This is a genomic window from Streptomyces xanthii (genome assembly GCF_014621695.1).
Taxonomy (GTDB): Bacteria; Actinomycetota; Actinomycetes; order Streptomycetales; family Streptomycetaceae; genus Streptomyces; species Streptomyces xanthii.
Genome location: NZ_CP061281.1, coordinates 2,954,154 through 2,977,871, shown reverse-complemented (window position 1 = coordinate 2,977,871; position 23,718 = coordinate 2,954,154). Strand labels below are relative to the sequence as shown.

The following is a 23,718-nucleotide window of genomic DNA, read 5'->3' as shown; positions in this document are numbered from 1 at the left end:
TGCACGTTCGCGAAAAAAGGTTCACTCGGGGTGTGACGTTTTTCGGGCAGGTGGCGCAGTACTGAGTGAGCCGACTGGTCATCGGCCCGTGCACGAGCCGGGGTTCCCCCCGTACCTGCGGCTCTGTGCCACCGGCGTGGGTGGGACACGTTCCCCCGGTCCCACCCACGCCCTCTCCTCTTCCGCCTCAGCCCCCGAGTGCGGGCTCACCAGTAGACGACCACCTTGTCGCCGGTGCGGACCTGATTGAAGAGGGACGCGATCTTCGCCTCGTCCCGCACGTTCACACAGCCGTGCGAGGCTCCCGCGTAGCCGCGGGCCGCGAAGTCCGACGAGTAGTGCACGGCCTGGCCGCCGCTGAAGAACATCGCGTACGGCATGGGCGTGTGGTAGATCGTCGAGACGTGGTGCCGGGACTTGAAGTCCACGTGGAAGACGCCCTCGCGGGTCGGCGTGTACTGCGAGCCGAAGCGCACGTCCGTCGTCATCAGCCGCTTGCCGTCGATCATCCAGGTCAGGGTCCGGCTGGTCTTGCTGATGCACATCACGCGGCCCGTCATGCAGCGCGGATCCGGCTTCGCCGCCGGCTGCCCGCCCGCCGCGTACAGCTCGTCGCGGGTCGGCGTGTGCGTCATCTTCAGCAGCCGCTCCCAGGTCACCGAGTCCGTCGTGCCGGTCCGGGGCAGGCCGCGCTTGCCCTGGAAACCCTTGACGGCCCGGGTCGTCGCCGGCCCGTACGTGCCCGTCGGCCCCTCGAACAGCCAGGCCACCTGACGCAGCCGGGCCTGCAGCTCCCGCACGCCCTTGCCCTGGTCGCCCGGCTTGTACAGGGTCCTGGGCGCGGGCGTCGGCGAGGCGGAGGGCTTGGCGTCGTCGGACGCGGCGGCGTTGGGCGCGGAGGACTTCGCGGCCGGCCTCGGCGAGGCCGGGCCGGAGGAGGCGGCGCCCGGAGTGGTGCCGGTGGCCGTGGTGCCGGGGGGCTTCGCGTGCCCGTCGGTCTGCACGGCCTGCGCCGTGCACCCGCCGACCAGCGCCAGCACGCCGGCGACCGACAGTGTGGCCCGGATGGAATTCCTTGTGACAGCTGTCCGCATGGCGTCCCCCGCCCGTCGCGCCGTTCTCTCTTGTCTGCACAGATGCTGCCCGAGCGTAAATGGTTGCGAACGCGGCGCGGAGGCAGCGTCACACGGCCCGTGCGAGTCTGTGAGCAAGGTCCCAGCGTGGGCCACTCCACTCCCCGCAGGCCCGCCGCTACAGTCCGTCGCGAAGGTCGGCTAGCACGGTCCGTCACACCGCTGGAGGCACCACCATGGCGCGCGAATCCGAGTCCGGACTGCCCATCGAGCCGGTGTACGGCCCGGCCGCGCTGGACGGCTGGGACCCGGACAGCAAGCTGGGGGAGCCCGGCGCCTATCCGTTCACGCGGGGTGTGTACCCGTCGATGTACACGGGCCGGCCGTGGACCATGCGCCAGTACGCGGGTTTCGGTACGGCCACCGAGTCCAACGCCCGCTACAAGCAGCTCATCGGGAACGGGACGATGGGTCTGTCGGTCGCCTTCGACCTGCCGACGCAGATGGGGCACGACTCGGACGCGCCGATCGCGTCGGGTGAGGTCGGCAAGGTGGGTGTGGCGATCGACTCGATCGACGACATGCGGGTGCTGTTCGACGGGATTCCGCTGGACAAGGTCTCCACGTCGATGACGATCAACGCTCCCGCCTCGCTTCTCCTCCTGCTGTATCAGCTGGTGGCGGAGGAGCAGGGGGTGCCGGCGGACCGGCTGACGGGCACGATCCAGAACGACGTGCTGAAGGAGTACATCGCCCGCGGCACCTACATCTTTCCGCCGAAGCCGTCGCTGCGGCTGATCGCGGACATCTTCAAGTACTGCCGGGCCGAGATCCCGAAGTGGAACACCATCTCGATCTCCGGCTACCACATGGCGGAGGCGGGGGCCTCGCCCGCGCAGGAGATCGCGTTCACGCTCGCGGACGGAATCGAGTACGTGCGCACGGCCGTGGCGGCGGGCATGGACGTGGACGACTTCGCCCCGCGCCTGTCGTTCTTCTTCGTGGCCCGCACGACGATCCTGGAGGAGGTCGCCAAGTTCCGGGCGGCCCGGCGGATCTGGGCGCGGGTGATGAAGGAGGAGTTCGGTGCGGAGAACCCCAAGTCGCTGATGCTGCGCTTCCACACGCAGACGGCCGGGGTGCAGCTGACCGCGCAGCAGCCGGAGGTGAACCTGGTGCGGGTCGCGGTGCAGGGCCTGGCCGCCGTACTGGGCGGCACCCAGTCCCTCCACACGAACTCCTTCGACGAGGCGATCGCGCTGCCGACGGACAAGTCGGCGCGGCTCGCGCTGCGGACCCAGCAGGTGCTGGCGTACGAGACGGACGTGACGGCCACCGTGGACCCGTTCGCCGGGTCGTATGTGGTCGAGAAGATGACGGACGACGTCGAGGCGGCCGCGCGCGAACTCATGGGGAAGGTCGAGGACCTGGGCGGGGCGGTGAGCGCGATCGAGCACGGTTTCCAGAAGTCGGAGATCGAGCGTTCCGCGTACCGGATCGCGCAGGAGACCGACTCGGGCGAGCGGGTCGTGGTCGGGGTCAACCGCTTCCAGCTCGACGAGGAGGAGCCCTACGAGCCGCTCCGCGTCGACCCGGCGATCGAGGCCCAGCAGGCCGAACGCCTCGCGCGGCTGCGCGCCGAGCGGGACCAGGCAGCGGTGGACTCCGCACTCGCCGCCCTGAAGAAGGCCGCAGGGGGTGACGACAACGTCCTCTACCCGATGAAGGACGCCCTGCGCGCCCGCGCGACCGTCGGCGAGGTCTGCGACGCGCTCCGCGAGGTGTGGGGCACGTACGTCCCGTCCGACGCCTTCTGAACCCACCACCGCCTGCGCCCCGCCGGGGCCCGGCGAGGGGCCGTGTGTTGTTGTGCGGCTCTGCCGCGTGGCTGCGATTCTCCCTGCCTGTCCGGCGCCGGGGCAGATGTGCCCCGTCAGGGGCGCGGGGAACTGCGCGAGCAACCACGACGGCGCAGCAGCCGGCCACGGTGCTCGGCCCCTACGGCGGCGGCGCCGCAGCCCAGGCCGGACGAACCGCGCACCCGACGCCGGGCTGCCGCCTCGCCCACCCTCCCCCAAGCTCTCGGCTCCGCTCGAGCAGGGGGGCACCCCCATCGCCCCAGGCGGCAGACCGCCCAAGGCCAGGCGACCGAAGGCGTGCCGTCCGGGATGCGGAATCGGTTGGGGGTAATTCGTAGGGGCGTGCGACACTCCGGCCATGCTGGGTGTCATCGATCTGCCGACCTATCTCGCGGGCCTCGTCCTCATCGTCCTCCTCCCGGGGCCGAACTCGCTGTACGTGCTCTCCGTCGCCGCTCGCAAGGGCATACGCACCGGCTACAAGGCCGCCGCCGGCGTCTGGTGCGGGGACACCGTGCTGATGACGCTGTCCGCCGCGGGCGTGGCCTCCCTGCTCCAGGCGAACGCCGTGCTGTTCGGCATCGTGAAGTACGCGGGCGCCGGCTATCTGACCTGGCTCGCCGTCGGGATGCTCCGCGCGGCCTGGGCCATGTGGCGCACCCGTCGTGAGCGGCTCGCCGCCGAGACCGGCGCGGACGAGGTGGCGGAGGCCCAGGAGCGGCCCTTCCGCAGGGCGTTCGTCATCAGCCTGCTGAACCCGAAGGCGATCCTCTTCTTCATCGCCTTCTTCGTGCAGTTCGTCGACCCCTCCTACGCGTATCCCGCCCTCTCCTTCGTCATCCTCGGCGCCTTCGCGCAGGCCGCCAGCGTGCTCTACCTGTCGGCCCTGATCTTCAGCGGCACCCGCCTCGCCGCCGCGTTCCGGCGCCGCAAGCGGCTGTCGGCCGGCGCGACCTCCGCGGCCGGCGTCCTCTTCCTCGGCTTCGCCGTGAAGCTGTCCCTGGCCAGCGCCTAGGCGGCCGGAGCCGGAGCCGGAGTCGGCGAGGGCTCGGTGGCCGGGACCGGAACGGGGCCCGAGCCGAGCCCCAGCTCGGACAGGTACGCCCCGAGCCCCTCGGCGGATTCGCCCGCCCAGGCCACGTAGCCGTCGGGCCGCACCAGGAACACCCCGCGCCCGTACGCCTCGTACTCCGGCAGCCGCGCCGTCCGTATCGCCGGGCTCCCGAACGCGGCGATGTCCGCGTCCCGGTCCGGAGTGCCGAGCGCGAGCAGCGTCCAGTGCGGGCCGCGGAACAGGTCGAAGAGGCGGGTGCCGCCCGGGTGCCCGTCCGGCGCCCGGTCCCCGGCGCGCAGTGCGGAGCCGGCCGTGCCGCTGCGGGTCTCCCGGCTGAGCGTGCCGTCCCGGTACCCGATGCCGAGCTGCCGCACCTCGGCGCCGCGCTGTGTCGGTCTGCCGGCGGCGCCCGCGCGGTGGATGCGGGTGCTGATCCCGAGGATGTCCGCCGCGACGGGCATCCGCTCCTCCTCGTACGTGTCGAGCAGCCGGGCCGGAGCACCGGACAGCACGGCGGCGAGCTTCCACCCCAGGTTGTACGCGTCCTGGACGCTCGTGTTCAGCCCCTGGCCGCCCGCGGGGGAGTGGACGTGCGCCGCGTCACCGGCCAGGAAGACCCGGCCCTGCCGGAAGCGGTCGGCCATCGCCGCGCGTGCCCGGAAGTCCGAGGCCCAGAGCACCTCCGCGATGTGCTCCTCGCGCAGCGGCGTCCGGTCGACGAGGAGCCGGGTGACGCCCTGCGCCGAGGTGTCCGGCACCGCCGACTCGTCCGCGAACTGCGCCGCCAGCTGGAACACCCGCCCGCCGTCTCCACTCTCCTCGCCGTCCCGTCCGTCCTCCCCGGTCTCCGGGGGCAGCGGGCAGAACGCCACGCCCCCGCCCGGGGCCTTCGGCCAGACGTGCCAGTGCGTGCCGGGGAGCGGGGCGTCCCGGGTCACCCGTACGTCCGCCACCAGCATCGGCTTCGGGTCCACCGTCTCACCCGACATGCCGATGCCCAGCGCCCTGCGCACCGTGGAACGCCCGCCGTCCGCCGCGACGACGTACGCCGCCCGCACCGACGAGCCGTCCGCGAACCGCGCGGTCACCCCCGCCTCGTCCTGGTCGAGGCCCGTCAGCTCCGCGCCGAAGCGCACCTCGCCCCCCAGCTCCCGCAGCCGGTCGTACAGCACCCGCTGCGTGCGGGTCTGCGGGATCAGCCACACGTTCGCCCAGGGCGCCGATTCCGTCGGCTCCGCGCGCTCGACCATGTCCCACTCGGCGCCGGGCTCGGCGCCCTCCCAGACCCGCATCCTCGGGTACTCCGACCCCGCCGCGCGGATCGCGTCCAGCACCCCCAGGTCGTACAGGACCTCCTGGGTCCTCGGCTGCAGCCCCTTGCCGCGCGAGCCGGGGAACAGGCCCCGTGCCCGCTCCACCAGCAGCGCCCGCACCCCGCGCCGGGCCAGGTCCGCCGCCAGCACCAGCCCGGTCGGCCCCGCTCCCACGATCAGTACCTCGGTCATGCCCCCGCACCCCGCTCCTTAACGCCGTTAAGTTCCGTACGTCGAGCATGGACTTAACGGCGTTAAACTGTCAAGCGTGGCTGAGCAGAAAAAGACGAGACTCGACAAGGCGCAGGTGGCCGACACGGCCCTGGACCTGCTGAACGACGTCGGCCTGGAGGGCCTGACGCTCCGCGCCATCGCCAAGGAGCTGAACGTGCAGGCGCCCGCCCTGTACTGGCACTTCAAGAACAAGCAGGCGCTGCTCGACGAGATGGCGACGGTGATGTTCCGGCGCATGACGGAGGTCGGGACCACGCTCGCCCCGGGCGCCGCGGCGCACCCCCCGGCGGGCCTCTCCTGGCAGGACCGGCTGCGCGAGGGGAACCGCCGGCTGCGCGCCACGCTCCTGCGCTACCGCGACGGCGCCAAGGTCTTCAGCGGTTCGCGGTTCACCGGCACGGAGCACGGCGCGCAGATGGAGGCGAACCTGCGGGTGTTCGTCGACGCGGGCTTCACCCCGGAGCAGGCGGCGTGGGCGAGCACGACCGCGTACCTGTACACGCTGGGCTTCGTCACCGAGGAGCAGGGTGTGCAGCCGCTGCCCGGCGAGCGCCGCGAGGGCTACGACGTGGACGAACGTGCCGAGCGCCTGGCCGAGTTCCCCCTCGCGGCCGCCGCCGGCAGACAGCTCTTCACGTCCTACGACGAGCGGTTCGAGGAGGGCCTGTCCCTGATCGTGGCGGGCATCGAGGCCCGCTACGCAGACGGCGGCGCGAACTGAGCGAGCCCTTCCCGTCCGCGGGAGCGGGACGGGAAGGGCTCGCCGCGAACAGAAGCGGGTGGTGGCGGGTCACCCCCGCCGCGCCAGCGCCCTCCGCAGCCGCGGTGTGGCCCACTCCTCCACGTACCGGTTGAGCAGCCACGCCAGAGTCAGCATCGCCGCGATCGTGCCCGCGAACGTGGCCCAGGACGGCAGGCCCACGCGCTGGTGGAGGAAGCCGATCGTCACCCAGCCCAGGTGTTCGTGGACCAGGTAGAACGGGTAGGTCAGTGCGCCCGCGACCGTCAGCCACCGCCAGTTCGCCCAGCGGGGCCGGCCGAGCGCGACCGCGGCCACCGCGGCGAAGCCGAGGGTGACGACCGCGATGATCACCGAGGTGTGGCGGTAGGAGAAGAAGGCCGGGTTCGGGGCGTGCCACAGCCCGGCCACCGCGTAGTGCTGCCCGACGAGCCAGCCGACCGCGACGACGCCCCACGCGGTGACGTCACGCCGGTCCCGGTGCACCAGGTACAGGCCGATGCCGCCGATGAAGAACGGCGCGTACTCCGGCATCAGGACGAGTTCGAGCAGCGGCTCGTTCGCGGCGTCGGCCAGCGCCGCCGCCATCGTCCACACCGCGCAGAACAGCAGCACCCGGTGGCGCGAGGCGCCGGGCAGGACGACGAACAGGGCGAACAGCGCGTAGAAGCGGACCTCCGCCCACAGCGTCCAGCACACCCCGAGCACCCGGTCCACGCCCAGCGGCTGCTGGAGCATGGTCAGGTTCACCAGCGCGTCGCTGGGCCCGACGGCCTCGTAGGCGACGACCGGCAGCGCGAACACCGCCGTGACCAGCACGATCGCCACCCAGTAGGACGGCAGCAGCCGGGAGGCGCGCGAGGCGAAGAAGGAGCGCAGCGGCCGGCCCCAGCCGCTCATGCAGATCACGAACCCGCTGATGACGAAGAAGATCTGCACCCCGAGACAGCCGTACGCGAACCAGCCGTGCAGCGAGGGGAACTGCTCGGCCGGTGAGCTGCCCCAGGCCCGGGACACCTCGCCGCCCCGCCCGCCGTAGTGGTAGGCCGCGACCATCAGCGCGGCGACGAGCCGCAGCCCGTCGAGGGCGTACAGGCGCGGCACGGCACGCGGGGCGGCCGGTGGCGGCGGGCCGGTGTCCACCCCGTCCGGGACGGGTATGGCGGAGGCTGCGGTCGTGCCGGTGACGGTCATCCGAGGGCTGCTCGCTTGAAGGATCGGGCCCGCCGCGCCACCCGGCGCACCGCGGCGTTGCGCGGGATGAAGGCGAGCTGGGTCGGGACGGCCCCGGGCAGGCCGAGCGAGGTCAGCCGACGGCGCTTGAAGTACCGCCAGGTGTGCGCGTTCAGATGCGCGGACAGGTACCGCTCGGCGGCCGGGCGCAGGTCCGGGTAGATCTTCGCCTGCATCGCGAAGCCCACCGCCCGCAGCAGCTCCGTCAACTCGGAGACGGAGAAGCCCTGTTCCTGGGAGGCGACGCCCGCGCGGTCGCCCAGCTCGGGCAGCAGCGCGTCGACGATCGTGACGGGCACCCGGTTGCTGTTCTGGTACGGGGCGAGCCGGTCGAGCAGGGTCTCGGTGCCGACCCGGGCGACCGGGATCCCGTACAGGGCGGAGGCCGTGAGCAGGGCCGTCGAGAAGCAGCCGACGACGAGGGCCGGGCGGGTGCGCTGGTAGAGGACCTCGGCGAGGACCGGGGTGTCGAGGACGGTGAGCTCGACGCCGAGCGCCTCCGCCTCCTTCTCCAGCGTGCGCGACCAGCGGGCCGGAGCCGTCGGGTGCGGCTTGAACACGATGCTGCGGTGGCCGAGTTCGACGGCCCCGCGCATCATCCGGACGTGCAGCTCCTCTTCCTCCTCCGCGCTGAGGATGTCGAGCGCGGAGAGGTACTGGCCGAGCAGCAGGGCCGGTTCGCCGGGGACCTCGGGCAACGCGTCGGCCGTGTCGCCGAGTTCGCCGAGGACCTTGACGAAGGCCTCCGTCGGGACGATCTCCGGCGGGACGCCGAACTCGGTGAGCAGCAGCGGCCGCAGCCCCGGCACCAGGTCCAGATGGAGCAGCCGGCGCACCCGGGTGCCGACCAGCGGGTCGATCTTGTTGCGGGTCGGGCCGTAGCTCATCAGGCCGTCCGCGTACACGTCGACGGGCGCGCCGGTGAAGATCTGCGCGACGGCCATGGCCGGGTTCACCTGGATCGACTCGACGGCGAGCTCGACGTCGTCGTCGCCCAGGTTCCACAGGAGCCTCAAGTAGTGCTCCCACAGGGGGAGATCGTCCGGGCGCGGCGCCCAGCCGCCGGGGTGGAACGGGGCGATCGCCTCGTTCCACGACAGCACGTCGTCGAACCGGTCGCGCAGCCGCTCGAAGCCCGGCATCACGTCGACCGACGGCGTCGTCTCGGGCGTCGCCGCGTTGTTGGCGACGAGGAGGATCGTGCGGTCGACGGGCGTGAACGCCTCGGCGTCGAGCGCCGCCGCCAGCGTGGCCGTGCCGTACAGCGTGGAGGCGAGGAGGATGCGGGTGGTCACGCGGCGGCCTCCGCACTGACGGGGCGGCGGCGCAGGCGGCGCAGCCGGGTCGCCCGCTGGACGTCCATCGAGTCGAGCGCGTCGTCCAGCACCTGCTGCGGCATGCGCTTGAGCGCCGCCGCGCTGAGGGACTTCAATTTCCGCGCCACGGGCGGTTCGAACCTTTCGATGGATCCCAGATGATGGGAAATGATGGCGCAATAAGTGCGCACCGCTTTCGGAAGAAGCCGGTCGGCGTCGCGGTCCTGCGCGGTTTCCCGTACGACCTGGTCGAATGCGCGAATGAAATCGAGTTGTCGTACGTCACCGATCTGGGTCAGTGAAGAGGCGACCCCGCGCCGGTAGAAGACGCCGAGAAGTCCGACGGCCGCGAAGGATTTCGCCTCGCGGTGCAGCCGCCAGATCCACGGCCGGTCCTCCGCGGTGCGCAGCCCGTCCGTGAAGTGCAGCAGCCCCTGGTCGGCCAGCCTGCGGTGATAGATCCCGGCCCACGCGTACGCGTAGTCGACGGACGTCGAGCGGTCCGCCGGCAGGATCGCCTCGCGCGGGTCCATGACGACGTCGCGCAGTCCGTGCGGCACCCGGTGCACCGACCGCGCCCGCGCCGTGCACTGGACATGGTCCGTGCGCAGGAAATCGCAGCCCAGGCCCTCTATCGCGGACACCAGTTGCCCGTAGTACCCGGGCGCGAGCCAGTCGTCCCCGTCCAGGAACGTCAGGTACTCGCCGCGCGCCCGGTCCAGGCCGGTGTTGCGCGCGGTGGCGAGTCCCCCGTTCGTCTCGTGTCTGACGACGACCGCGCCCGGCAGCTCGCGCTCGGCGCGCGCGAGAATGTCCGGGGTCTCGTCCCTGGAACAGTCGTCGACGAGAATGAATTCGAAGTCTTCACGTGTGTTGGCGCGCAGACTTCGGAGCGTGTCTGGCGCGTATTGCTGCACGTTGTAGAACGGCACGATGACGGAGAGCTTGACCACGTCCGTGACGTTAGGCGGCCCGCCCGGCATTCGTCTTGACCGTCACCTTGATGCCAGGTGAACGACGTGTGGCGGGACCGTGAACCAGCCCTGGCGCGGCCCGAATCCCGGGCCGATTCCCCATTCGTCGGTGCGCTGTTAACCGTTTGTTGCACTCCGGTTGGGCCGCGGCTCGAAATGCCTTCCTAACTTTCTCGACGTGCCAGCAAGGAACGAGAAGACCCCCCGGGTCGCCGTGCTCGCGGACTCCGACACCCGATGGAAATGGGGTGCCCTGACCGCGGCCCGGCTCCGCAGCGAAGACGTCGCCCTCGACGGGTTTCTGCTGCGCGGCCGAGCGACCCCCACCCCCCGCCAGCTCACCGAGGTCGGCGTGCGCGCCGACCGGCTGCGCGAGGTCACCGCGGTCGAGTTCCTGCGCGAGATGGAACGCGCACCCGAAGAGTACGACGTGGTCGTCCTCGCCCTCGTGGGCGGAGCCGTCCAGGCCGTACTGCACGGTCTCGCCCACGCCTGGCGCGGCGTGACCCGCCGGCCCGTCGTCGTCACGGGCTACGTCGGCGTCGTCTACGAGAAGCTCGCCGACGGTCTGCTGCTGCGCCACGGCGCGGACGTCGTCCTCGCCAACTCGGCCTACGACGCGGACCGGTTCCGGGCCGTGTACGAGGGCGTGGGCGCCGACGCCGGCTCCGTCACCGAGTGCGCGCTGCCCTTCCTCGGCGGCACCCCCTACGACAAGCCGCACGACCCGTACACCGTGGTCTTCGCCGCCCAGCCGTCCGTTCCGGACACCGTCGCCGACCGCCGGTACCTCCTCGAACGGCTCGTGCGGCACGCGAAGGCGCACCCCGACCGCGAGGTGCTCCTCAAGCTGCGCAGCAAGCCCGGCGAGCACACCACGCACATCGAGGAGACCCCCTACCAGAAGCTCGCCCAGCGCCTCGAACTCCCGCCCAACGTCCGTCTCGTGTACGGGAACATGGGCGAGGTCCTCGACCGCACCGACCTGCTCGTCACGGTCAGCTCCACCGCCGCACTCGAAGCGCTGCACCGGCGGATCCCGACCGTGCTGCTCACCGACCTCGGCGTGCGCGAGGCACTCGGCAACCACCACTTCACCGGCTCCGGCTGCCTGCTGTCCTGGGACCGGATCGACGCCGGCGAACTGCCCGCCCCCGACCCCGACTGGGTCGCCCGGCAGGGCGTCGCCGCCGACGGCACGTACGGGCAGGCCTTCGACGGCGCCCGCGCCAGGGTCGAGACGCTGCTCGCCGCCGACCGGCCGCCCCTGGAGCCCTACTACAGCCCCACCACGGCCCCCGGCTACCTGCCGCGGATCCTCGCCCGCCACCACCTCGCGCCCGACGGCAGCCCGCTGCCCGGCGCCCCGGCCGGCGACCGCGACCCCTCGGCCGTGCGCCGGGTCGTGCGCCGCGCCGCCCGCGGCGCCTACCGCCACGGAGTCCAGCGCGTCGCCCCCGTGATCCGCCGGATGGGCGAACTGTGACCGCCCCCGAAGACCGCTCCGACCGCCCCCGACTGCCCGAAGGAGAAGCGCAGATGACCGACCCCGACGCCGGCACCGCCGCTCCCGTACGCCGCGTGCTCGCGGTGATCCCCGCCCGCGGCGGATCCAAGGGGGTGCCCGCCAAGAACCTCGCCCCGGTCGGCGGCGTCCCCCTCGTGACCCGCGCCGTGCGCGAGTGCCTCGCCACCCGGTACGTCACCGACGTGGTCGTCTCCACGGACGACGCGGCCATCGCCGCCGCCGCCCGGGAGGCCGGCGCCGAGGTCGTCACCCGGCCCGCCGCCATCGCCGGCGACACGGCCACCTCCGAGGCCGCCGTACTGCACGCCATGGACACCCACGAAGGGCTCCAGGGCGCGTCCGTCGACGTCGTCCTCCTCGTCCAGTGCACGAGCCCCTTCCTGGTCCGCGAGGACATCGACGGCGTCGTCCGCGCCGTCGTCGAGGAAGGCGCCGACAGCGCCCTGACCGTCGCCCCGTTCCACGGCTTCGTGTGGCGCGAGGGGACGGCGGAGAGCGGGCAGGAACCCGGCGGCCACGGCGTCAACCACGACAAGTCTTTCCGGCCCCGCCGCCAGGACCGCCCCCAGGACCTCCTGGAGACCGGCGCCGTCTACGCCATGGACGCCCGCGGCTTCCGCCGCCACGAACACCGCTTCTTCGGCCGTACGGAACTCGTCCGCACCGACCCCGCCCGGGTCCTGGAGATCGACGACCCGCACGACCTCGCCCGCGCCCGCGCGCTGGCCCCCCTCTTCGACACCGCGGCACGCACCCTCCCCACCCGGGAGGACGTCGACGCGGTCGTCCTCGACTTCGACGGCACCCAGACCGACGACAAGGTGCTGATCGACGCCGACGGACGGGAGTTCGTCACCGTGCACCGCGGTGACGGACTCGGCATCGCGGCCCTCCGCAGGAGCGGCCTCCACATGCTGATCCTGTCCACGGAAGTGAACCCGGTCGTCGCCGCCCGGGCCCGGAAGCTCAAGATCCCGGTCCTGCACGGCATCGACCGCAAGGACCTCGCGCTCAAGCAGTGGTGCGAGGAACAGGGCATCGCGCCGGAGCGCGTGCTCTACGTCGGCAACGACGTCAACGACCTCCCGAGCTTCGCCGTCGCCGGCTGGCCCGTGGCGGTCGCGAGCGCCCACGACGTCGTGCGCGGCGCCGCACGCGCGGTCACCACCCTCCCCGGTGGCGAAGGCGCGATCCGGGAGATCGCCGGCTGGATCCTCGGCCCCTCCCTCACCTCTCGCGACTCTCTCGAACCCCTCGAAAACAAGTAAGGAACGTGTGACCCACATGTCTGCTGACAACTCCCGCCTCCGCACCTTCGGTTCGCGCACCGCGGGCCCCGGCCGCCCCGTGTACGTCACCGGCGAGATCGGCATCAACCACAACGGCGACCTGGAGAACGCGTTCAAGCTGATCGACGCCGCCGCCGAAGCCGGCTGCGACGCCGTCAAGTTCCAGAAGCGCACCCCCGAGATCTGCACCCCGCGCGACCAGTGGGACATCGAGCGGGACACCCCCTGGGGCCGCATGACGTACATCGACTACCGCCACCGCGTCGAGTTCGGCGAGGACGAGTACCGCCAGATCGACACCTACTGCAAGAAGAAGGGGATCGACTGGTTCGCCTCCCCGTGGGACACCGAGGCCGTCGCCTTCCTGGAGAAGTTCGACGTCCCCGCCCACAAGGTGGCCTCCGCCTCCCTGACCGACGACGAGCTGCTGCGCGCCCTGCGCGCCACCGGCCGCACCGTCATCCTCTCCACCGGCATGTCGACGCCGAAGCAGATCCGTCACGCCGTCGAGGTCCTCGGCTCCGACAACATCCTGCTCTGCCACGCCACGTCGACGTACCCGGCCAAGGCCGAGGAGCTCAACCTCCGCGTCATCAACACCCTCCAGGCCGAGTACCCGAACGTCCCGATCGGCTACTCCGGCCACGAGACCGGCCTCCAGACCACCCTGGCCGCCGTCGCCCTCGGCGCCACCTTCGTCGAGCGCCACATCACCCTCGACCGCGCCATGTGGGGCTCCGACCAGGCCGCCTCCGTCGAGCCGCAGGGCCTCACCCGCCTCGTCCGCGACATCCGCACCATCGAGGCCTCCCTCGGCGACGGCGTCAAGAAGGTCTACGAGTCCGAGCTCGGCCCGATGAAGAAGCTGCGCCGCGTCGCGGGCGTCGTCGCCGAGTCGGAGATCGCCGACGCCGCCGGCGAGCCGGTCGGCGTCTGACCCTCACCACCCCGACGGTCCGGCGCCCGAGATCCCGGCGCCGGACCGTCTCGGTGTCCCTCAGGAGGGGGCCGCATGTCCAGCAGCAGCACGTTCAGCAGCACGCTGTGCTTCGTCGAGAGCCCGGTGCAGCTTCTCAACGTCCTGGAGTGGGCTCACCTGGCCGGGGCCGAGGCGACCGTCGTGGTCCTCTCGCCCACCGACCCGATGACCCGCGGCCAGCTCCGGCGCATGGCCGAGCTCGCCCGCGCCGACGGGCACACCGTGCGCTGGGAGGAGGCGCGGGGCGGACCCGCCGCCCCGTTCCAGACCATCGGCGGACTCGCCGGCGCCCTGCGCGCCGCCGACCGGATCGTCATCGGCGACCCGTTCTCCCGCTACGTCCAGCTGCTGCTCACCATCACCCGGGCCCGCGACCTCGTCGTCGTCGACGACGGCACCGCGACCATGGAGTTCGTCGCCCAACTGGCCCGCGGCGAGCGGCTCGTCCGGTGGCACCGGCGCGGCGGCCGCCCTGGCCCCCGCGACCTCGTCTTCGCCCCCGTGTCCGCCGCCGCCCGCCGCAGACTCACCCCGGCGCCCGGCCGCACCGCCGTCTCCCTGTTCACCTCGATGCCCGTCGAGGAGGCCCCCGACGGCGTCACCGTCACCACGAACGCCTACGCCTGGACCCGGGCCCGCTTCGGCCCGCCCCGCATCACCCGCGGCGCCGACCTCGTCGGCACGTCCCTGGTCGAGACCGGGGTCGTCGACCTCGACCGCTACCTCCAGGCGGTCGGCGGCCTGGCCGCCGCGCACGGCGCCACCCGCTACTTCGCGCACCGCCGCGAGAGCGCCGACAAACTGCACCGTCTCGCCGGCGAGACCGGCCTCGAAGTGGTCCGCCCCGACCTGCCCCTCGAACTGATCGCCCGCCGCGGCCCCATCGGCGGCACGATCCTCAGCTTCCCGTCCACGGTCGTGCACACCCTGCCGATCGCCCTGGAGGGCACCGGCGTCAAGGTCGCGGTCTGCGAGATCGACCCGAGCTGGCTCAGCGAGGGCGTCTCCGACCACGCCCAGGGCTTCCTCCGCGGCATCGCCGGATCGGCCCGCGGCGTCCGCACGGTCTGACTCAGGCAGGCCCCGGCCCCTCCACACCGAGGCGCACCACGACCCCCGACGTCGACCGGAACACGGCCTGCGGCCCCTCCACGGCGACCCGCGTGAACGGGTTCGACTCCTCCAGGAACAGCGCCCACACCAGCGCCCCGCTCGCCGTCAGCCGCGCCGCGAACCCCTGCGACCCGTGATCCCCCTCGCCGCCCCACAGCACACCGCCATCCTCCAGCCGCACCTCGACGAGTCCGTCGATGTACGCGACCTCTTCCGCCGACACCGGGACGCGCTCCAGGAGCCGGAACCCGGCGGGGACCGACGGATCGAGACCGACGCGGTACGACCTGCCGTCGGGCAGATGCAGCGCGTCCCCGGCCGGCAGCCGGTGGCCGTCGGCCCACAGTTCGCCGACACTGGTGGAAGAAAGAGAGGTCATACCCGCCCCGGGTGATCAGCATGCGGACTCCGACGGTTTTTCTTACCCCAATCCGGCTGAACTTTTGTTGATCGCGCGTTGGTTGACCCCTGTACCGCCCTACCCTTCAGAGGGTGAACCAGTTGATGTCCCGAGAGTCCGAGGCCGACGAGCCCGGGGAGACCGCCACCGGCGCATCCCTCCCCGGCACCCTGCCCGCAGAGCTCCGTGCCGAACTCATCGCGTTCCGCCGCGACTTGCACATGCACCCCGAGCTGGGCAATCAGGAGTTCCGCACCACCGCGGCGATCAAGGCGCGCCTGGAGCGCGCCGGACTCGTACCGCGGGTGCTCGGCATCGGCACCGGCCTCGTCTGTGACATCGGCACCGGCACGGAGACGGGGGAGTGGGAGGGCGGCCGCGAGATGCTCGCGCTGCGGGCCGACATCGACGCGCTGCCCATCCCGGACACCAAGACCGACTGCGCGTACCGTTCCACCGTCCCGGACCGCGCCCATGCCTGCGGCCACGACGTGCACACCACCGTCGTGCTCGGCGCGGGACTCGTCCTCGCCGAGCTGCACCGCCAGGGCCGGCTCCCGCGCCCGGTGCGGCTGATCTTCCAGCCCGCCGAGGAGGTGCTGCCCGGCGGCGCCCCCGACGTGATCGAGTGCGGGGTGCTCGACGGGGTGCGCCGCATCATCGGCGTCCACTGCGACCCGAAGGTCGACGCGGGCCGGATCGGGCTCCGGGCCGGCGCGATCACCTCGGCCTGCGACCGCCTGGAGGTCACGCTCGACGGCCCCGGCGGGCACACCGCGCGGCCGCACCTGACGACGGACCTGGTCACGGCCGCCGCCAAGGTCGCCACCGAGGTGCCCGCGGTCGTCGCCCGCCGCGTCGACGCCCGCTCGGGCCTCGCGGTCACCTGGGGCCGCCTGGAGACGGGCCACGCGTGCAACGTGATCCCGCAGCATGCCGAGCTGTCCGGCACGGTCCGCTGCCTGGACCTGGAGTCCTGGCGGGCGGCCCCGGACCTGGTGCACGGGGCGATCCAGGAGATCGCCGAGCTGTACCGGGCGAAGCCGGTCGTCGACTACATCCGCGGCGTGCCGCCCGTGGTCAACGATCCGGCGGTCACCGAGCTGCTCCGCGACGCGATGACGGCCCGCCTCGGCGCGGACGCCGTGGAGGGCACGACGCAGAGCCTCGGCGGCGAGGACTTCTCCTGGTACCTGGAGCACGTGCCGGGCGCGATGGCCCGGCTCGGCGTGAAGGCCCCGGGCGACCGGACCAGCCGCGATCTGCACCAGGGCGACTTCGACGCGGACGAGGACGCGATCACGGTCGGCGTCGAGCTGTTCACGGCCGCCGCCCTCCTGGACGCCCAGGCCTGACCCCGGCCCGACCCGGCCCGCCCCGACCGGCCCCGGACACCCCGAGCGAGACGCGTCCGAGGCCGATCGGCGACCGATTCGTCACCGTTCGCCGCCACGATGGACCCCACCGTCACCGGCGGGCGGCACGAATCGATAACGGCCCAGGCAAGGGCATTACGCGGTGGTTCTACGCGCGTTATCGTGCGCCGAACTGAGCGCCACACCAGGCGTGTTGGATGATTGGGGAACTTCCTGATGCGTCGAGTAACGCGGCTTACGCAGATCGCGATAGGTGTCACGGGTCTGGCGCTCGCCGCCACCGCGTGTGGCGGCACCAGCAGTGAGAACAACAAGGACGGCGGCTCCGGCAAGAACCTGGGCCTGGCCATCGCCTACGACGTGGGCGGCAAGGGCGACCAGTCCTTCAACGACTCCGCCTACGAGGGCCTGGTCAAGGCCCAGAAGGAGTTCGGCTACAAGACGGCCGACCAGGAGCCCAAGGACGGCGAGTCCGACGACGACAAGGCCCAGCGCCTGAGCAACCTGGCGAAGGCGGGCTACAACCCGGTCGTCGGCATCGGCTACGCGTACGGCCCCGCCATGAAGGACGTCGCGAAGAAGTTCCCGAAGACGACCTTCGGCATCGTCGACTCCGTCGTCGAGGGCGACAACGTGGCCTCGCTGGTCTTCGCCGAGAACGAGTCCTCGTACCTGGCCGGCGTCGCCGCCGCCAAGGCGACCAAGTCGAACCACGTGGGCTTCGTCGGCGGTGTCGACAACGAGCTGATCAACAAGTTCCAGGCCGGCTTCGAGCAGGGCGTCGCCGACACGAAGAAGGGCGTCAAGGTCGAGGTCCAGTACCTCGACGAGGACCCCGCGAAGGGCTTCGCGAGCCCCGACCTCGGTGAGGCCGCCGCCGACAAGCAGCTCGAGGACGGCGCCGACGTGATCTACCACGCGGCCGGCCTGTCCGGTCAGGGCGTGATCAAGGCGGCCGCCGAGCAGAAGAAGTGGGTCATCGGCGTCGACTCCGACCAGTACGCGCAGAAGACGCTCGACAAGTACAAGGACTACATCCTCACCTCCGCGCTCAAGGAGGTCGGCGGCTCCGTCTACACGCTGGCGAAGTCGGTGAAGGACGGCAAGCCGCTCAGCGGCGTGCAGACCTTCGACCTCAAGGTCGACGGTGTCGGCGTGGCCGAGACCAACCCCCAGTACAAGACCATCCCCGGTCTCGCCGACGCGGTCGCCAAGGCCAAGCAGGGCATCGTCGACGGCACGATCAAGGTGGACACCAAGCCGAAGAAGTGACCCCGGCGCGGCGGGGGCCGCGTCATACGTACAACGTCAAGGGCGGGCGCTGATCCCTTCAGCGCCCGCCCTTCTTCGCGTTCGCGAAGGCCTCCGGGGCGTGTGACGCGTGCCTCGTTTCTGGCCGGTAACAGGTTGGACATTAGGGGTTTTATGTTTTGTCTACGCGCGTTACTCTGCGGCGAACTCAGCGTCGGTCACTGCTGTCCCGGCGCTTGTACGAAGGAGCACTTCTCAATGCGCCGGGTTTCCCGCATAGCGGTCGCAGGCACCGCCACCGCCTCTCTCGCCCTCGCCCTCGCCGCCTGTGGCGGCACGTCCTCGGACGCCGCCAAGTCCGAAGGCGGCAAGGAGAAGGGCCTCGCCATCGCCTACGACGTGGGCGGCAAGGGCGACCAGTCGTTCAACGACGCCGCCTACGAGGGTCTGAAGCAGGCCAAGAGCGAGTTCGGCTACCAGGTCGCCGACCAGGAGCCCAAGGACGGCGAGTCCGACGACGACAAGACCGCCCGCCTGGTGAACCTGGCGAAGGCCGGCTACAACCCGATCGTCGGCATCGGCTACTCCTACGCCCCGGCCGTCAAGGAGGCCGCGGCGAAGTACCCGAAGGTCACCTTCGGCATCGTCGACGACTCCTCGGTCCAGGGGAAGAACATCGCCGACCTGGTCTTCCAGGAGAACGAGGTCTCCTACCTCGCCGGCGTCACCGCCGCCCTGAAGACCAAGTCCGACACGGTCGGCTTCGTCGGCGGCGTCGACAACGCGCTGATCAACAAGTTCCAGGCCGGCTTCGAGCAGGGCGTCAAGGACACCAAGAAGGGCGTCAAGGTCGAGGTCCAGTACCTCGACGAGGACCCCGCCAAGGGCTTCGCCTCCCCGGACCTCGGCAAGGCCGCCGCCGAGAAGCAGATCGAGGACGGCGCCGACGTCGTCTACCACGCGGCCGGCCTGTCCGGTCAGGGCGTGATCGAGGCCGCCGCCGGCGCCAAGAAGCTCGCCATCGGCGTCGACTCCGACCAGTACGGCCAGAAGGCCCTGGCGAAGTACAAGGACGCGATCATCACCTCCGCCACGAAGGACGTCGCCAAGGCGATCTTCAACCTGGCGCAGTCCGTCAAGGACGGCAAGCCGCAGACCGGCGTCATCACCGGTGACCTGAAGTCGGGCGAGGTCTCCCTGGCCGACTCCAACCCGGCGTTCAAGAGCGACGCGAAGCTCCAGGCGGCCCTGAAGAAGGCCCAGGCCGGCATCGTCGACGGCTCCATCAAGGTCGACCTCAAGCCCGCCAAGTAAGCGGTGCCACAACCGGGGTGCGGGGCGCTTCTGCCCCGTACCCCGTTCGTGCGATCCTGCTCGTCATCGCAGTCCGAACACTCGACCCACTCGACATCGCTCGAAGTCGCTCGAACCCACTTCTCGCACACCGATGTTGGGGCGCTACGCGTGTAGCCGGCCCCCTTTCCCAGGAGAGTGCGCCATCGCCACGTCAAGCTCCCCGCCGACCGCCGTCGCCGTAGAACTCAAGGGCATCACCAAGAGGTTCCCCGGCGTCGTCGCCAACCACGACATCTGCCTCACCGTCCGCAAGGGCACCGTGCACGCCCTCGTCGGTGAGAACGGCGCGGGCAAGTCCACGCTGATGAAGATCCTCTACGGCATGCAGAAGCCGGACGAGGGCACCATCACCATCCACGGCGAGCAGGTCTCCTACTCCTCGCCCGCCGACGCGATCGCCCGCGGCATCGGCATGGTGCACCAGCACTTCATGCTCGCGGACAACCTCACCGTCCTCGAGAACGTCGTCCTCGGCAGCGAGAAGCTGTACGGGATCGGCGCGAAGGCCCGCCGCAGGATCCTCGAGATATCCGAGCGCTACGGCCTCGGCGTCCGCCCCGACGTCCTCGTCGAGGACCTGGGCGTCGCCGACCGCCAGCGCGTCGAGATCCTCAAGGTCCTCTACCGCGGCGCCACCACCCTGATCCTCGACGAGCCGACCGCCGTCCTCGTCCCGCAGGAGGTCGACGCGCTCTTCGACAACCTGCGCGAGCTCAAGGCGGAGGGCCTGTCGGTCATCTTCATCTCGCACAAGCTCGGCGAGGTCCTCTCCGTCGCCGACGAGATCACCGTCATCCGGCGCGGCACCACGGTCGGCACCGCCGTCCCCGCCGAGACGACCCCCAAGCAGCTCGCCGAGCTGATGGTCGGCAGCGAGCTCCCCACGCCGGAGACCGCCGACTCCACGGTCACCGACCGCCCCGTGCTCCAGGCCGACGACCTGCGCCTGTGCGCCCCCGGCGGCGGCAAGCCGCTCCTCGACGGCATCACCTTCACCATCCACGCCGGTGAGGTGCTCGGCCTCGCGGGCGTCGAGGGCAACGGCCAGACCGAGCTCATCGAGACCCTGATCGGCCTCACCCAGGCCGACAGCGGCACCGTCACCCTCCTCGGCGACGACATCACCTCCTGGGCCACCCGCAAGCGCCGCGAGTCCGGCATCGGCTACATCCCCGAGGACCGGCACCGCCACGGCCTGCTCCTGGACGCGCCCCTGTGGGAGAACCGCATCCTCGGCCACGTCACCGAGGCCCCCAACTCCAAGGGCATGTGGCTCGACCCGAAGGCCGCCCAGGCCGACACGACGCGGATCGTCAAGGAGTACGACGTCCGCACGCCCGGCATCGACGTCACGGCCGCCTCCCTGTCCGGCGGCAACCAGCAGAAGCTGATCGTCGGCCGCGAGATGAGCCACGCCCCCAAGTTCCTGATCGCAGCCCACCCCACCCGCGGCGTGGACGTCGGCGCGCAGGCGCAGATCTGGGACCAGATCCGCGAGGCCCGCCGCGAGGGTCTGGCCGTGCTGCTCATCTCGGCCGACCTCGACGAGCTGATCGGCCTGTCCGACACCCTCCGGGTCATCTACGACGGCCGCCTGGTCGCCGACGCCGACCCGGCCTCCATCACCCCGGAAGAGCTGGGATCCGCCATGACCGGTGCCGCCTCGGGCCACCTGGAGCACACGGAAGACGGTGCCTGACCATGAACAACCCCAAGCGCTGGGACTCCGAGCGGATCCTGCTCGCGGCCGCCGGTCCCGTGATCGCGCTGGTCGTCGCGTTCGCCCTGACCTCGCTCGTGCTGCTCGCCTCCGGCGAGAACCCGGTCGAGCCGTTCTCGATCATGTTCGAGCAGGCGACGTTCTCCGACGTCCAGGTCCTCATCATCAATGACGCCGCCGGTCTCTACATCGGCGCGCTCGCGGTCGCCATCGGCTTCCGGATGAACCTCTTCAACATCGGCGTCGAGGGCCAGTACCGGCTCGCCGCCTGCGTCGCCGCCATCGTCGGCGCGCACATCGCCTTCCCGGCCTTCCTCCAGATCCCGCTGCTGATCCTGTCGGCCGCCGTCACCGGCGCCCTGTGGGCCGGCATCGCCGGCGTCCTCAAGGTGACCCGCGGCGTCAGCGAGGTCGTCTCCACGATCATGCTCAACTCGATCGCGGCGTCCGTCATCGCCTACCTCACCCTCGAGGACGCGTTCGGCGTCGCCGTCGGCAACAACCGCACGACCGGCGAGATGGACAAGGCCGGCTGGTTCCCCGGCATCAACCTCGGCGACACCGTCGGCACCGTCTACGGCTTCGTCGTCGTCGCCGTGCTCCTCGGCATCGTCTACTGGGTGATGCTCAACCGCACCCGCTTCGGCTTCGACCTGCGCGCCTCCGGTGCCTCCGAGTCCGCGGCCGCCGCCTCCGGCGTCTCCGCCAAGAAGATGGTGCTCACCGCGATGCTGCTGTCCGGCGCGGTCGCGGGCCTCGCGGGCCTGCCCACGCTGCTCGGCTCGACGCACACCTTCTCCGACTCCTTCCCGGCCTCGCTCGGCTTCAACGCGATCACCGTCGCGCTGCTCGGCCGCAACAGCCCGGCCGGCATGGCCCTCGCCTCGCTCCTGCTGTCGTGGCTGTTCAACGCCGCCGACCCGCTGGACCTGCAGGGCTACAGCTCCGAGATCGCCACGATCATGCAGGGCCTCATCGTCATCGCCGTGGTCGTCTCCTACGAGTCCGTCCGCGTCTGGGGCACCCGCCGCCAGCAGAGCAGGGTCGGCGCCGAACTCGCCGCGGGCCACGTCCTCGCCACCGCGGGCCCCGACGACAGCGACGACAACAACGACACGAAGAAGGAGGTGGCGGCCCGATGAGCACGGCTCCCGCACTCGACAAGACGCCTGCCGCTGCCCCGGCGGCACGGCGGGGGCTCAGCCTTCCCGTCCTCATGCTGATCGTCGCCGGGCTGCTCTGCCTGGTCTCGGCGGTCCGCCTGATCACCGACGCGAACGGCCTCACCTCCGTCAGCCAGATGTCCACCGCGCTGCGCCTCGCCGTGCCGATCGGCCTCGCCGGACTCGGCGGCCTGTGGGCCGAGCGCGCCGGCGTGGTCAACATCGGCCTCGAGGGCATGCTCATCCTCGGCACCTGGTTCGGCGCCTGGGCCGGCTACCAGTGGGGCCCCTGGGTCGGCGTCGTCGCCGCCCTGATCGGCGGCGCGCTCGGCGGCCTCGTGCACGCGCTCGCCACCGTCACCTTCAACGTGAACCACATCGTCTCCGGTGTGGCCATCAACATCCTGGCCCTCGGCGCCACCCGCTACCTGTCCGTCCTCGTCTACGACGGCATGGACGGCGCCACCTCCCGGCAGTCCCCGGCGGTCCCGAGCCTCGGCGAGTTCACCGTGCCCGGCCTCGCCGACGCGCTGGCCGACCTCAACAAGCAGGGCTACTTCCTCATATCCGACGTCGCGGGCCTGCTCGGCGGCATCATGACCGGTGTGTCCTGGCTGACCGTCATCGCCGTCGCCCTCGTGCCCGTGTCCTGGTGGGTGCTGTGGCGCACCTCGTTCGGCCTGCGCCTGCGCTCCTGCGGCGAGAACCCGGTCGCCGCCGAGTCCCTCGGCGTCAACGTCATCAAGTACAAGTACCTCGCCGTGATCATCTCGGGCGCGCTCGCCGGCCTCGGCGGCGCGTTCCTCTCCGAGGTCTCCTCCAACTACTACCTGGAGGGCCAGACCGGCGGCCGCGGCTACATCGGCCTCGCCGCCATGATCTTCGGCAACTGGATGCCGGGCGGCCTCGCCCTCGGCGCCGGTCTGTTCGGCTACAGCGACACCCTCAAGGTCCGCGGCGGCACCGAGAACACGCACGCGCTGCTGCTCCTGATCGCCGTCCTCGCGCTGTTCGCCGTGGCCTGGCTGATCTGGAAGAAGAAGATCACCGGCGCGGTCGTCACGCTCGCCGTCTCCGTGCTGCTGTTCTTCTGGTACGCCACCACGGACTCCGTCCCCAGCCAGGTCGCCACGGCCATGCCGTACGTCCTGACCATGCTCGTCCTCGCCCTCTCGGCCCAGCGCCTGCGCATGCCGAAGGCGAACGGACAGCCGTACCGGAAGGGCCAGGGCAAGTGACCGGCGCCGACGTGACCGACTGGGAGGCCCTGCGCGCGGCCGCGCGCGAGGCCATGTCCCACGCGTACGCCCCGTACTCGGGCTTCCCGGTCGGCGCGGCGGCGCTCGTCGACGACGGCCGCACGGTGACCGGCTGCAACGTGGAGAACGCCTCGTACGGCATCGGCCTGTGCGCCGAGTGCGGGCTCGTCTCCCAGCTCCGGCTCACCGGCGGCGGCCGCCTGACCCACTTCACGTGCGTCGACGGCGAGGGCGAGATCCTCATGCCGTGCGGCCGCTGCCGCCAGCTCCTCTACGAGTTCGGCGGCAAGGACCTCCTCCTGGAGACCGCGTCCGGAGTGCGGCCGCTCGCCGAGCTGCTGCCGGACGCGTTCGGGCCCGAGAACCTCGGACGCGGGCAGGACTGAGCAGCACCCCCAGGGCCCCGGCGAGTTGGCGGGGCCCTCTTTCTCCGACCGGTTCTATGCGCGTAGAGTCGGTCGTCCCACGCAAGCAGAGCCGGTTGCTGGA

20 protein-coding genes are annotated in these 23,718 nt (G+C 71.4%); 14 read left to right on the top strand and 6 right to left on the bottom strand.

Going from position 1 to position 23,718, the window contains the following annotated elements:
• Positions 1 to 206 precede the first annotated feature (206 nt).
• Positions 207 to 1,094 carry a L,D-transpeptidase family protein gene (locus tag IAG42_RS13345; RefSeq protein ID WP_188337241.1) on the bottom strand — a complete coding sequence of 296 codons (888 nt, stop codon included), beginning with the start codon at positions 1,092 to 1,094 and terminating at the stop codon, positions 207 to 209.
• A gap of 215 nt (positions 1,095 to 1,309) precedes the next feature.
• On the opposite strand from IAG42_RS13345, the gene IAG42_RS13340 reads away from it, so the two are divergent.
• Positions 1,310 to 2,890, top strand: a complete 1,581-nt coding sequence (locus IAG42_RS13340) for an acyl-CoA mutase large subunit family protein (protein ID WP_188337240.1) — start codon at positions 1,310 to 1,312, stop codon at positions 2,888 to 2,890.
• 400 nt (positions 2,891 to 3,290) lie between these two features.
• Entirely contained in the window at positions 3,291 to 3,947 is a 657-nt protein-coding gene (gene leuE, locus IAG42_RS13335) for a leucine efflux protein LeuE (protein WP_188337239.1), read from the top strand.
• Here leuE and IAG42_RS13330 read toward each other — a convergent pair.
• Positions 3,944 to 5,491 (bottom strand): FAD-dependent monooxygenase, encoded by a 1,548-nt coding sequence (locus tag IAG42_RS13330; RefSeq protein ID WP_188337238.1) that lies wholly within the window; start codon positions 5,489 to 5,491, stop codon positions 3,944 to 3,946. The genes leuE and IAG42_RS13330 overlap by 4 nt on opposite strands.
• A 76-nt stretch (positions 5,492 to 5,567) precedes the next feature.
• On the opposite strand from IAG42_RS13330, the gene IAG42_RS13325 reads away from it, so the two are divergent.
• Positions 5,568 to 6,254 (top strand): TetR/AcrR family transcriptional regulator C-terminal domain-containing protein, encoded by a 687-nt coding sequence (locus IAG42_RS13325; RefSeq protein ID WP_188337237.1) that lies wholly within the window; start codon positions 5,568 to 5,570, stop codon positions 6,252 to 6,254.
• 69 nt (positions 6,255 to 6,323) lie between these two features.
• Here the strand turns inward: IAG42_RS13325 and IAG42_RS13320 are convergent, their stop codons facing one another.
• Genes IAG42_RS13320 through IAG42_RS13310 form a run of 3 tightly spaced genes read right to left on the bottom strand, consistent with a single transcriptional unit; the run spans position 6,324 to position 9,774 of the window.
• On the bottom strand, positions 6,324 to 7,466 hold the full coding sequence (locus IAG42_RS13320) for an acyltransferase family protein (RefSeq protein WP_188337236.1): 1,143 nt from the start codon (positions 7,464 to 7,466) through the stop codon (positions 6,324 to 6,326).
• Complete coding sequence (locus tag IAG42_RS13315; RefSeq protein WP_188337235.1) at positions 7,463 to 8,800, bottom strand: polysialyltransferase family glycosyltransferase; 1,338 nt, start codon at positions 8,798 to 8,800, stop codon at positions 7,463 to 7,465. The genes IAG42_RS13320 and IAG42_RS13315 overlap by 4 nt, the downstream gene beginning before the upstream one ends.
• Positions 8,797 to 9,774: a glycosyltransferase family 2 protein gene (locus IAG42_RS13310; RefSeq protein WP_188337234.1), complete on the bottom strand. Its 978-nt coding sequence runs from the start codon at positions 9,772 to 9,774 to the stop codon at positions 8,797 to 8,799. The genes IAG42_RS13315 and IAG42_RS13310 overlap by 4 nt, the downstream gene beginning before the upstream one ends.
• 199 nt (positions 9,775 to 9,973) lie before the next feature.
• Here IAG42_RS13310 and IAG42_RS13305 point away from each other — a divergent pair, with 199 nt between their 5' ends.
• From IAG42_RS13305 to IAG42_RS13290, 4 genes are all read left to right on the top strand, one after another.
• Positions 9,974 to 11,281 (top strand): DUF6716 putative glycosyltransferase, encoded by a 1,308-nt coding sequence (locus tag IAG42_RS13305; protein WP_188337233.1) that lies wholly within the window; start codon positions 9,974 to 9,976, stop codon positions 11,279 to 11,281.
• Between the two features lie 53 nt (positions 11,282 to 11,334).
• The gene (locus tag IAG42_RS13300; protein ID WP_188337232.1) at positions 11,335 to 12,591 is read left to right on the top strand and encodes an acylneuraminate cytidylyltransferase; all 1,257 of its coding nucleotides are present in this window, start codon (positions 11,335 to 11,337) and stop codon (positions 12,589 to 12,591) included.
• Between the two features lie 16 nt (positions 12,592 to 12,607).
• Complete coding sequence (locus IAG42_RS13295; RefSeq protein ID WP_188337231.1) at positions 12,608 to 13,549, top strand: N-acetylneuraminate synthase family protein; 942 nt, start codon at positions 12,608 to 12,610, stop codon at positions 13,547 to 13,549.
• 75 nt (positions 13,550 to 13,624) lie between these two features.
• Entirely contained in the window at positions 13,625 to 14,662 is a 1,038-nt protein-coding gene (locus IAG42_RS13290) for a hypothetical protein (RefSeq protein ID WP_188337230.1), read from the top strand.
• A gap of 1 nt (position 14,663) precedes the next feature.
• Here IAG42_RS13290 and IAG42_RS13285 read toward each other — a convergent pair whose 3' ends face one another.
• Positions 14,664 to 15,083 carry a hypothetical protein gene (locus IAG42_RS13285; RefSeq protein ID WP_188337229.1) on the bottom strand — a complete coding sequence of 140 codons (420 nt, stop codon included), beginning with the start codon at positions 15,081 to 15,083 and terminating at the stop codon, positions 14,664 to 14,666.
• 125 nt (positions 15,084 to 15,208) lie between these two features.
• Here IAG42_RS13285 and IAG42_RS13280 point away from each other — a divergent pair, with 125 nt between their 5' ends.
• The 7 genes from IAG42_RS13280 to IAG42_RS13255 all read left to right on the top strand — a co-directional run bounded on the left by IAG42_RS13280 (position 15,209) and on the right by IAG42_RS13255 (position 23,615).
• On the top strand, positions 15,209 to 16,459 hold the full coding sequence (locus IAG42_RS13280; protein ID WP_188341356.1) for a M20 family metallopeptidase: 1,251 nt from the start codon (positions 15,209 to 15,211) through the stop codon (positions 16,457 to 16,459).
• Between the two features lie 237 nt (positions 16,460 to 16,696).
• Entirely contained in the window at positions 16,697 to 17,752 is a 1,056-nt protein-coding gene (locus IAG42_RS13275) for a BMP family lipoprotein (protein WP_188337228.1), read from the top strand.
• Positions 17,753 to 17,989: 237 nt separating this feature from the next.
• Positions 17,990 to 19,045: a BMP family lipoprotein gene (locus tag IAG42_RS13270; RefSeq protein ID WP_188337227.1), complete on the top strand. Its 1,056-nt coding sequence runs from the start codon at positions 17,990 to 17,992 to the stop codon at positions 19,043 to 19,045.
• Positions 19,046 to 19,178: 133 nt separating this feature from the next.
• Positions 19,179 to 20,786, top strand: a complete 1,608-nt coding sequence (locus IAG42_RS13265) for an ABC transporter ATP-binding protein (RefSeq protein ID WP_223205975.1) — start codon at positions 19,179 to 19,181, stop codon at positions 20,784 to 20,786.
• Between the two features lie 2 nt (positions 20,787 to 20,788).
• Entirely contained in the window at positions 20,789 to 21,949 is a 1,161-nt protein-coding gene (locus IAG42_RS13260; RefSeq protein WP_188337226.1) for an ABC transporter permease, read from the top strand.
• Positions 21,946 to 23,208, top strand: a complete 1,263-nt coding sequence (locus IAG42_RS37980; protein ID WP_223205974.1) for an ABC transporter permease — start codon at positions 21,946 to 21,948, stop codon at positions 23,206 to 23,208. Before IAG42_RS13260 ends, IAG42_RS37980 begins: the two co-directional genes overlap by 4 nt.
• The gene (locus IAG42_RS13255) at positions 23,205 to 23,615 is read left to right on the top strand and encodes a cytidine deaminase (RefSeq protein ID WP_223205973.1); all 411 of its coding nucleotides are present in this window, start codon (positions 23,205 to 23,207) and stop codon (positions 23,613 to 23,615) included. The genes IAG42_RS37980 and IAG42_RS13255 overlap by 4 nt, the downstream gene beginning before the upstream one ends.
• Positions 23,616 to 23,718 lie beyond the last annotated feature (103 nt).